10 protein-coding genes and 1 tRNA gene are annotated in these 9,117 nt (G+C 70.9%); 7 read left to right on the top strand and 4 right to left on the bottom strand.

Annotated elements, in window-relative coordinates; translation table 11 throughout:
• Nucleotides 1-225: hypothetical protein (locus tag ACFQ27_RS11655; protein ID WP_377353701.1), on the top strand; the 225-nt coding region annotated here is incomplete at its 5' end.
• The gene (locus ACFQ27_RS11650) at nt 222-1,436 is read left to right on the top strand and encodes a glycosyltransferase family 4 protein (RefSeq protein WP_377353700.1); all 1,215 of its coding nucleotides are present in this window, start codon (nt 222-224) and stop codon (nt 1,434-1,436) included. The genes ACFQ27_RS11655 and ACFQ27_RS11650, both read left to right, overlap by 4 nt.
• Here ACFQ27_RS11650 and ACFQ27_RS11645 read toward each other — a convergent pair.
• The gene (locus tag ACFQ27_RS11645; RefSeq protein ID WP_374343038.1) at nt 1,433-2,629 is read right to left on the bottom strand and encodes an MFS transporter; all 1,197 of its coding nucleotides are present in this window, start codon (nt 2,627-2,629) and stop codon (nt 1,433-1,435) included. The genes ACFQ27_RS11650 and ACFQ27_RS11645 overlap by 4 nt on opposite strands.
• A 154-nt stretch (nt 2,630-2,783) precedes the next feature.
• Here ACFQ27_RS11645 and ACFQ27_RS11640 point away from each other — a divergent pair, with 154 nt between their 5' ends.
• Both ACFQ27_RS11640 and ACFQ27_RS11635 read left to right on the top strand, forming a co-directional pair.
• Nucleotides 2,784-4,034: a glutamate carboxypeptidase gene (locus ACFQ27_RS11640; protein ID WP_374343040.1), complete on the top strand. Its 1,251-nt coding sequence runs from the start codon at nt 2,784-2,786 to the stop codon at nt 4,032-4,034.
• Between the two features lie 75 nt (nt 4,035-4,109).
• Complete coding sequence (locus ACFQ27_RS11635; RefSeq protein ID WP_374343042.1) at nt 4,110-5,132, top strand: DUF4118 domain-containing protein; 1,023 nt, start codon at nt 4,110-4,112, stop codon at nt 5,130-5,132.
• Nucleotides 5,133-5,140: 8 nt separating this feature from the next.
• Here ACFQ27_RS11635 and ACFQ27_RS11630 read toward each other — a convergent pair whose 3' ends face one another.
• On the bottom strand, nt 5,141-5,410 hold the full coding sequence (locus ACFQ27_RS11630) for a hypothetical protein (RefSeq protein WP_374343044.1): 270 nt from the start codon (nt 5,408-5,410) through the stop codon (nt 5,141-5,143).
• A 97-nt stretch (nt 5,411-5,507) separates the two neighbouring features.
• Between ACFQ27_RS11630 and tauD the strand changes: the two genes are divergently transcribed.
• The 3 genes from tauD to ACFQ27_RS11615 are packed head-to-tail and all read left to right on the top strand — an operon-like array spanning nt 5,508 to nt 7,877.
• The gene (gene tauD, locus ACFQ27_RS11625; protein ID WP_374343046.1) at nt 5,508-6,386 is read left to right on the top strand and encodes a taurine dioxygenase; all 879 of its coding nucleotides are present in this window, start codon (nt 5,508-5,510) and stop codon (nt 6,384-6,386) included.
• 8 nt (nt 6,387-6,394) lie between these two features.
• Nucleotides 6,395-6,787 (top strand): hypothetical protein, encoded by a 393-nt coding sequence (locus tag ACFQ27_RS11620; protein WP_374343048.1) that lies wholly within the window; start codon nt 6,395-6,397, stop codon nt 6,785-6,787.
• Between the two features lie 13 nt (nt 6,788-6,800).
• Nucleotides 6,801-7,877: a beta-N-acetylglucosaminidase domain-containing protein gene (locus ACFQ27_RS11615; RefSeq protein WP_377353699.1), complete on the top strand. Its 1,077-nt coding sequence runs from the start codon at nt 6,801-6,803 to the stop codon at nt 7,875-7,877.
• 38 nt (nt 7,878-7,915) lie between these two features.
• Here ACFQ27_RS11615 and ACFQ27_RS11610 read toward each other — a convergent pair.
• Both ACFQ27_RS11610 and ACFQ27_RS11605 read right to left on the bottom strand, forming a co-directional pair.
• A tRNA-Arg gene (locus tag ACFQ27_RS11610) sits at nt 7,916-7,992 on the bottom strand.
• Nucleotides 7,993-8,076: 84 nt separating this feature from the next.
• On the bottom strand, nt 8,077-9,099 hold the full coding sequence (locus ACFQ27_RS11605; protein WP_377353698.1) for a P1 family peptidase: 1,023 nt from the start codon (nt 9,097-9,099) through the stop codon (nt 8,077-8,079).
• Nucleotides 9,100-9,117: the final 18 nt, after the last annotated feature.

Below are 9,117 nucleotides of genomic sequence, written 5' to 3'. Positions count from 1 at the left end.
GGCTGTGACCTGCTGCGGGTGGTCGAGACCTGGACCCCAGGGGGCGACCCCGGCCTGGTCTATGAGGCGGCGACCGGTCGGTTCCGCACCGCCGACGGCCAGGCGGCCGCCGCGCCAGCCCAGGCGGGCCGCGTCCGCTTCGAGACCCATCCGGGCCTGATCCCCGCCGACGCCGTCGCCCTGTTGGCCCAGGGCGTGACCTGGCGCGCCGCGGAGCAGGCATGAGCGCCTTCCAGCTCGCCCAGCAGGTCTGGCGCGCCGTCACCCCCATGCCCCTGCGCCGGGCCGCCCAGCCGGCCATCGCACGCCTTCTCGAGGCCCAGGTCCGCCGCGCCGCGGTGCTGCCGCACGAGGCCGAGACCTGGCGTGGACCGCTGCGGGTGGTCGGTCTGTTCGCCGGCTCGCACGGCATCGCCGCCTCGGCGCTCAAGGCCGTCCGGGCCTTCGAGGCCCTGAACGTCCCGGTGGAGTCCGTCGACGCGACTGGCGCCCAGCTCGGCTGGCTGCCGCGCAGCCGCGCCGCCCTGCCCCCCGGCCCGTGGATCTTCCACGTCAACGCTCCGGAGATGATGGCCGCCCTGGCCCGGCTCGATCCGCGCCGGCTGAAGGGTCCGCGCTATGGCTACTGGGCCTGGGAGCTGCCGGCCGTCCCGCCCGCCTGGCTGCGCCACGCCGAGACCCTCGACGAAATCTGGGCCCCCAGCGCCTATACGGCCGCCGCCTTCGCGGGCGCTCCCACGCCGGTCCGTGTGGTGCCGCACCCCTTCTTCCTAGAGGACTACCGCAACATCGCGCCCGAGCCCCGGCGCGCGGACTTCCAGGCGGTCGCCCTGTTCGACTTCAATTCCTCGGCGGCGCGCAAGAATCCCGAGGGCGCCATCGCCGCCTTCACCAAGGCCTTCGGCGACGACCCGGCCGCGCACCTGGTGATCAAGACCCAGAACGGCGACCAGCATCCCCAGGCCCTGGAACGACTGCGCCGCCTGGCGCCGGCCAATGTGACGCTGGAGGACGCCGTCTGGCCCTATGGACGGGTCAAGGGCCTGATCGCGGCGGCGGACGTGTTGATCTCCCTGCACCGGGCGGAGGGGTTCGGCCTGACCATGGCCGAGGCCATGGCGCTGGGCGCGCCGGTGGTGGCGACCGCCTGGTCCGGCAATCTGGACTTCATGGACGACAGCTGCGGCCTGATGATCCCGGCCCGCCAGACGGCGGTGCAGGACCCGCAGGGCATCTATAGCGGCCAGACCTGGGCCGAGCCGGACATCGACGCCGCCGCCGAGGCCCTGAAGCGCCTGAGGCTGAAGCCCGAGCTGGGCCGCCGCCTGGCCGAGGCCGGCCGCCGCCGGGTGGCGGAGCGGCTGTCGCCCCGGGCCTGGTTCGAGACCCTGCCCGAGGCGGTGCGGCTGGCGGCCGAGGCCGCCCGCAAAGCCTAGTCCTCGACTGGCTTGCCCACGGTCATCAGGCCCCAGACCGCCGCCGCGGCGATCAGGGCCGCGGGGATCATGGCGGCGAACACCTCACCGGGGCTGTAGCCCGCTTCCCGCAGCTGGCCGGCGATGATCGGGCCGGCGATGGAGCCCAGGCGCCCGACGGCGATGGCCGCCCCGGCCCCGGCCGCGCGGATCGGGGCCGGATAGTAGATCGGCGCCAAGGCGTAGAGGACGTAGAGCCCCCCCACCACCACGAAGCCGGCCAGGCCCGCCCAGGTCAGGATCGAGGATAAGCCCACCGCGTGGGCCAGGCCGTACATGGCGCCGGCCAGCACCAGGAACATCAGGGTCGCCGGCCAACGGAAGCCCACCCGGTCGGCCAGCCAGCCCAGGACCAGGGCGCCTATGATCGAGAAGCCGTTGAACCACAGGGAGGCGGTGGCCCCCTCGGCCGGGGTGAAGCCCTTGGCCACCACCAGGGTCGGCAGCCAGTTGAGCAGCAGGTAGGTGACCAGAAGGTCCAGGCCGAACACCACCCAGATGAGCAGGGTCGGAACGGCGCGCCCCTTGGCGAACACCCCGGCCAGCAGCCGGCGGTCGGCGGCGGGATCATGGGCGGGTCGGGTCTCGGGCATTAACCACAGGATCACAGGGGTCAGCAGCAGAGGCAGGGCCCCGCCGATCAGGAAAATGGTTCGCCAGTCCATCATCTGGTCGCCCTGATGGGCGATCAGGGCCACCAGGGAGCCGCCGGCCGGCAGGCCGCAGAACATCGAGGTGGTGGTCGCCGCGCGCCGGTTGGGCGGGGCGATCTCGGTGGCGATGGCGATCAGGTTGGGCATGGCCCCGCCGAATCCGATCCCGGTCAGCAACCGCGACAGGGTCAGGACCTCGAAGGACTGGGAGAAGGCCGTCAGCACCGAGAACAGGCCGAAGGCCGCCACCGAGGCCGCCAGCACCGGTCGTCGGCCCACCCGGTCCGCCGCCCAGCCGCCGACGAAGGCGCCCAGCATCAGCCCGATCATGGCGGCGCTGCCGGCCCAGCCCATCTGAGCGGGATCAAGCTTCAGCTGGGGCGCGAACTGCGGCGCGGCGATGCCGAAGGCCTGGATGTCATAGCCCTCGAGCGCGGCGATGCTGAAGCAGATCGCCACCACGAGCATCGGATTGATCGGTTTCGCGGCGCCCACGGCCATGTCTGTCCCCCCTTAGAGCGCCGCCATCAGAGCCAGAACCGCGAGGCATGCGCCAGTCCGACTTTCACCCCACAGGCGCTCAGGCCATAGCGCCCTTGTCGTGACGCCGCCCGCCAGCCATGCTCCGCGCCTCAGTTTTCCGAGGATTGCGACGATGACTTCCAAATGGCTCCTGGGCGCCTGCGCGGCGGCCCTGGTGGCGGGCGCCGGGGCTCAGGCCCAGGCGGCGGGCAAGGACGGCAAGGTGTGGGCCGCGGCCGAGGCCGCGCGGCCCGCCCAGCTCGACCTGCTCAAGCAGGTGGTCAACATCGATTCCGGCACCGGCGACGTCGAAGGCGGCCGCAAGGTCGCCGCGGTGCTCATCCCCCACCTCCAGGCCCTGGGCATGACCGTCGAGAGCGTGCCGGCCGAGATCGAGGGCCTGCCCGAGAATACGGTCGCCACCCTGACCGGCACGGGCAAGACCCGCATCCTGCTGATCGGCCACATCGACACGGTGTTCGGTCCCGGCACGGTGGCCAACTGGCCCTTCAGCATCGAGGGCGATCGGGCCCGCGGCCCTGGCGTGTCCGACGAGAAGGGCGGGGTGGTCGAGGGCGTCTTCGCGCTCAAGCTCCTCAAGCAGCTAGGCTTCAAGAATTTCGCCAAGATCACCTTCCTGATCGAGACCAGCGAGGAACGGGGCTCGCCGGGGACCCGCAAGCTGATCGACAAGCTGGTGCGCGAGCACGACGTCGAGCTGAACCTGGAGCCCGGCGATCCGCCGGACTCGGTCACTGTGTGGCGCAAGGGCTCGTCGACCATCAATATCGACGTCAAGGGCCGCGCCGCTCACGCCGGGGTCGCGCCCCAGGACGGCCGCAACGCCGCCACCGAACTGGTGCACCAGCTGGCCACGGTGGAGCAGTTTCCGCACGCGGGCGACGACCTGACCGTCAACCTGACCATCATCAACGCTGGCTCGCGCTACAACATCATCCCGGAGAACGCCCGCGCCCAGATCAATGTGCGGATGCGTGACAAGGCCGATCTGGAGGCCGTCCAGGCCGCCTTCGAACAATCGGCCGCCACCACCGTCATCCCCGACACCAAGGTGACCGTCAGCCGCGAGACCTCCTTCCCGCCCCTGCCGGAGAACCCCTGGACCCAGAGCCTGGCGGCCCGCGCCCGAGCGATCTACGCCCCCCTCGGCCTGACCCTCGGCGAGGGCGGCAACGGCGGGGCCTCGGAATCGGCCCTGGCCCACGACGCGGGCACGCCGGCCCTCGACGGCCTCGGCCCGGTGGGCGGCGGTTTCCACTCCGAGAAGGAGTACCTTGACCTTAAGACCCTGACTCCCCGGCTCTATCTGCTGACCAAGCTGATCATGGACGTGGGCGCCAATCCGCCGAAGAAGACACCCTAAAGGGCTGGACGTGGCGGCTGTACACGGTAAGGGTGCTTTTCAAAGGCCCCTTGGCGGCCGCCAAAGTCCGCACAGATGAGTTCCAAGCGTAACCTCGCCGAGCGATCCCCCCTCGCCCAGGCCATGAGAACCGGCCAGCTCGGCTACGCCACGGCCGCGGCCCTGGTCGCCACGGCCCTGCTTGTCCGCTTCCTGCTGGCGCCGCTGTTCGGCCCGGGACACCCGTACACGGTGTTCTATCCCGTGGTGCTGTTCGCGGCCTACAGCCTGGGCGCGGGTCCAGCCGCCATGGCCATGGGCCTGTCCGCGGGGCTCGCCTACTGGATGTTCGTGCCCCCGCCCTTCACCTGGAAAACCGAGACCGGTGTCCTGGCCGGGCTGGGCTTCTATCTCCTGAACTGCACGACCGCGATCTACCTGATCACCGGGCTCAAGGGCTCGCTTGAAGACCTCGCCGCCCGCCAGCACCGGGCGGAGGCCCGCGCCGACAGCCATGCCGAACTGTTCGGCGAACTGTCCGAGCGGGTGACCAACCACCTGCAGCTGATCTCGGGCCTGCTCGCCCTCCAGGCCCAGGGCGAACGGGATGAGGCCATGTCCGGCGCCCTGACCCGCGCCTCTGAGCGCTCCCTGCTGATCGCGCGGGTTCACCGCGACGTCGCCGGCCAGTCCGATGAGTTGGTGGATTTCACCGCCTTCGCCCGCGCCCTGCTGGCCGGCGCGGCCGAGCGCCGAAGCGCCCCGGCGCCGGAGCTGGAAGCCGGCTCCGTCCTGTTGCCCCGCGACCAGGCGACGTCGCTTGGGGTGGCCCTGCTGGAATGTGTCGGCGCCCTGTCCGCCCGCGAACCCACCGCCCGCCTGCGGGTCCGGCTCTCCGCCAGCCAGCATGTCGCGCGGTTCCGGATCAGCCGCATCGACGGGCGCACGGGCGTCTCAAGCGCCAGCCTGGACAGCGCCCTGCTCCTCAACGCCATGGTCGAACAGTTGGGCGGCCGGCTGCGCCTGGCCGCTGACGCCGAGGGCTCGGGTCTCGAACTGACCTTTCCGCGCCCGTCCGCGACGGCCGCGCTGCCCGCGCCGCCGTCGACCTTCCACTAAGACGGCCTCTAGCCGTCGAGCTTCTCGGGCCGCAGGTTCAGCACGCCGCGGCGCTCCAGCTCGCCCAGCATCTGGTCGATCTGGCTGCGCAGCTCGACCATGCCGTTGGCGCTGAGGATCAGGAAGCCGGACTTCACGACCTGCTCCTTGCCCTGGGCGTCCGTCACATTGGCCGCCAGGGCCAGACGGAAGGTGCCCGACTGGAATCCCAGGCCCGCGACCTTGTCGCCAAAGATCATCGGCAGGTCGAAGTCGGGAAGGCCGGGCGGGCTGGACATGGGCTCCTTCTCGCATGATTCCCGCCTGCTCTGGATTCCCGCCTGCTCTGGCGAAATTCGCCGGGGCGGCGTTAGATGTGGTGAACAGGAGCGCCCCATGAGCCGCATCGAGATCAAGCCGCTGACCCCGACCCTCGGCGCCCTGGTGGAGGGGGCCGACCTGTCCCGCCCCCTGGACGATGAGGCCTTCGCCCAGGTCAAGGCGGCCTTCCTGAAGCACAAGGTCATCTTCTTCGAAGACCAGCACCTGACCCCGGTTCAGCACCGGGACTTCGCCGCCCGGTTCGGCGCCCTGCACACTCATCCGCTCTATCCCGGCGTGCCCGAGGCACCGGAACTGTTCATCCTGGACAACCACGCTGACAACCCGACCGACAACGACAGCTGGCACACCGACGTCACCTTCATCGAGACCCCGCCCATGGCCTCGATCCTCTACGCCAAGCATCTGCCGCCGGTCGGGGGCGACACCATCTGGTCGGACATGAAGGCGGCCTATGACGCTCTCTCGCCGGCTTTCCGCGAGTTCCTGAGCGGCCTGGACGCCGTGCACGACTTCGCCCGCGGCTTTCCCCAGCGCGGCATCGTCGCCAAGGGCGCTGGCGAGGACAAGCATGCCAAGGCCCTGGCCGAGCACCCGCCGGTCCTGCACCCCGTGGTCCGCACCCATCCGGAGACGGGCGAGGACGCCCTGTTCGTCAATTTCGGCTTCACCGAGCGGATCAAGGGCCTGCGCCGCAAGGAGAGCGACGCCATCCTGAACATGTTGTTCGAGCATGTGACCAAGCCGGAGTTCCTGGTCCGCTGGCGCTGGACGCCCAACGCCGTGGCCTTCTGGGACAATCGCATCACCCAGCACTACGCCGTGAACGACTACCTGCCCCACCGCCGGATCATGAACCGCGCCACCGTGCTGGGCGACCGGCCCTATCACCGCTCGCGCAAGCCCGCGGGCCTCAAGACGGCGGCGGAATAGACCCTCGCATGGACTGGGAAACTCAGAGCCCCTACCCGGACACCGGAATCCTGGCCGTGGGCGCGCGGCTGGCCTTCGGCGCGACCGTGCTCGCCATCGTCCTGGCGGTGATCGCGCCGGGCTGGCTGGTGCCCAAGATGCTGCGCTCCCACTACCTGGAGCATTTCGCGGCCTTCTACGTCGCCGCCCTGGCTGGGGCCGCGGCCATGCCGCGGATGCAGATCCGGCGGCTGGGTGTGGGCTATCTTCTTTTCGCCCTGGCGCTCGCAGGCCTGCAACTGCTGCACGGCGCGCCGTTCAACCTGGCCCTGAACAACTGGGTGGCGGACACCGGGGGCGTCACCGCCGCCCTCGCGCCCATCGTCGTCCAGCGCTTCCGCGCCCGCTTCGCGCCACGCTAGGAAGGCCGCCCGCATGCAAGACCCCAAGGCCCGGCTGGGCGTCATCGAGGGCTATTACGGCAAGCCCTGGTCCTGGGCCGACCGCGCCGCCCAGGTCACCGCCCTGAAGCCGCACGGCTATGGCTTCTTCACCTATGCGCCCAAGGCCGACCCCTTCCTGCGCAAGCGCTGGCGCGAGCCGCATCCGACCGAGACCCAGGCCGAGCTGACAACGTTCGGCGCCCACTGCGCCGCAGAAGGCGTCCGCTTCGGCGTCGGCCTGTCGCCCTTTGAGCTGTGGCTGGACTTCGGGCCTGAGGCCAAGGCCGCCCTCACCGACAAGCTGGCCGCCCTCGACGCCGCCGGCGTCCGCGACCTAGCCATCCTGTTCGACGACATGCGCGGCGATGTCGACGGCCTGGCCCGCATGCAGACCGAGATCGTCCACTGGATCGCCGAGCGGACCCGCGCCGACCGGCTGATCTTCTGTCCCACCTACTACAGCGACGACATCCTGCTGGAGGTGGTGTTCGGCAAGGCGCCGGGCGGCTATCTCGAAGACCTGGGCCGCGACCTCGATCCGCGCATCGAGATGTTTTGGACCGGCGAGGAGGTCTGTTCCCCCGCCTACAGCCCCGGCCACCTGGACCGGATCGCCGAGGCCATGCGACGCAAGCCGTTCCTGTGGGACAACTACCCGGTCAATGACGGCCCGCGCATGAGCCCCTTCCTGCACCTGCGCGGCATGACGGGCCGACCGGCCAGTCTCGCCCCGCGCCTGGCGGGCCACGCGGTCAACCCGGCCCTGCAGCCGATCCTGACCCGCATCCCGATGATCACCCAGGCCATGGCCTATGCGGAAGGCGACGCCTACGAGTACGGTCGCGCCACCCGCGCCGCCGCGCACCAGGTGCTGGGCCAGGAGCTCGGCGACCTCGTCGTCCGCAACCTGCTCTGGCTCCAGGACATCGGCCGCGAAAAGCTGGAACCCGCCGCCGAAGCCCGCCTCCGGGCCCGCTTCAGCGAACACGACCACCCCGGCGCCCGTGAGATCCTCGCCTGGCTGGACGGCTATTGGCGGGTCACGCGCGAGGACTTCGACGGGGCTTGAGGCCCGAGAAGCGGAAGTCGCTGATTTTCAGGAAGAAGTGGCGCGCCCGGAACGATTCGAACGTCCGACCCTCAGATTCGTAGTCTGATGCTCTATCCAGCTGAGCTACGGGCGCGCATTGCCTTACGGCGAGGGCGCAGTACCTAGTCGGGGCGCGCGGAAAGCGCAAGCGGGTCTGCGAGATTCTTTTTGCATCCGGTCACAGGTCCGACCAGGCGCGCACGCCCGGCCAAGCCGTCGCGGCGTGGACGCCGCGGGCCACGGCGCGGGCCAGGCAGTCGGCGGCGAGCGTTCCCAGACGGGCGACGGTGAAGTCGGCGGCCTCGCCCAGGGGCCGGCGGCCGGTGGACAGGGCGAAGACCACGTCGCCATCGAAGGGAGCGTGGATCGGGCGGATGGCGCGGGCCAGACCATCCTGGGCCATGATCGCCACACGCTTGGCCTGGGCCGGCGTCAGGATGGCGTCGGTGGCCACGCAGGCGATGGTGGTGTTCATCCGCTGGGCAGGGTCGGCCTTGGCCAGGCCCCAGTCGTCGGGGCCGGCGGCGAGGCCCGCAGCCCCCAGGCCGCCGAACTCGGCGTCCAGTTCAAAGGGCGCGGCCCAGAAGGTCCGCCCGCCGGGGGCCACGACGGAGCCGAAGCTGTTCACCGCCACCACGGCGCCCACCGTGTAGCCGTCGGCGGAGACGATGGAGGCCGAGCCGGTTCCGCCCTTCAGCCCACCCGCCATCGCGCCGTAGCCTGCGCCCGCCGTGCCCAAATCGAAGTCCAGCCCGGCGGCCGTCACCGCCGCGCGGCCCAGGTGGCGATAGGGCGGCTCTTCGCCCCAGTTGCGGTCGCCACCGTTGGCGACGTCATAGAGGATGGCGGCGGGAACCACCGGCGACGGCGGCACGCCCGGCCGCGCCACCAGGCCATAGCCCCGCCCCTGCGCGCCCAGCCAGCCCACGACGCCGTCGGCGGCGGCTAGGCCGTAGACCGAGCCGCCGGACAGGACGATAGCGTCGATGGCGTCCACCAGGTTCTCCGGCGCCAGGGCGTCGGTCTCGCGCGTGCCGGGTCCGCCGCCGCGCACATCACAGCCAGCGACCGCCCGGTCATCGGGCAGGATCACGGTCACGCCGGTGCGCGCCGCGGCGTCGTGGGCCTGGCCCACCTTCAGGCCGGGCACGTCGGTGATCAGGTTGCGCGTTCCGGGGGCGGCGGGCGGTCTTTCGGTCATGACCGAGCCAAGAGCACG

It is taken from the genome of Phenylobacterium conjunctum, from assembly GCF_042679085.1.
Lineage (GTDB): Bacteria > Pseudomonadota > Alphaproteobacteria > Caulobacterales > Caulobacteraceae > Phenylobacterium > Phenylobacterium conjunctum.
The sequence above is the reverse complement of the archived record's forward strand: the minus strand, read 5'-3'. Positions and strand labels throughout refer to the sequence as shown.

Bases quoted from the DNA above. Each gene is read 5' to 3' on its own strand.
- ACFQ27_RS11620 (WP_374343048.1), top strand. From the start codon at position 6,395: ATGGACTGGGAAACTCAGAGCCCCTACCCGGACACCGGAATCCTGGCC.
- ACFQ27_RS11640 (WP_374343040.1), top strand. From the start codon at position 2,784: ATGACTTCCAAATGGCTCCTGGGCGCCTGCGCGGCGGCCCTGGTGGCG.
- ACFQ27_RS11650 (WP_377353700.1), top strand. From the start codon at position 222: ATGAGCGCCTTCCAGCTCGCCCAGCAGGTCTGGCGCGCCGTCACCCCC.
- ACFQ27_RS11615 (WP_377353699.1), top strand. From the start codon at position 6,801: ATGCAAGACCCCAAGGCCCGGCTGGGCGTCATCGAGGGCTATTACGGC.
- tauD (WP_374343046.1), top strand. From the start codon at position 5,508: ATGAGCCGCATCGAGATCAAGCCGCTGACCCCGACCCTCGGCGCCCTG.
- ACFQ27_RS11645 (WP_374343038.1), bottom strand. From the start codon at position 2,629: ATGGCCGTGGGCGCCGCGAAACCGATCAATCCGATGCTCGTGGTGGCG.
- ACFQ27_RS11605 (WP_377353698.1), bottom strand. From the start codon at position 9,099: ATGACCGAAAGACCGCCCGCCGCCCCCGGAACGCGCAACCTGATCACC.
- ACFQ27_RS11635 (WP_374343042.1), top strand. From the start codon at position 4,110: ATGAGTTCCAAGCGTAACCTCGCCGAGCGATCCCCCCTCGCCCAGGCC.
- ACFQ27_RS11630 (WP_374343044.1), bottom strand. From the start codon at position 5,410: ATGTCCAGCCCGCCCGGCCTTCCCGACTTCGACCTGCCGATGATCTTT.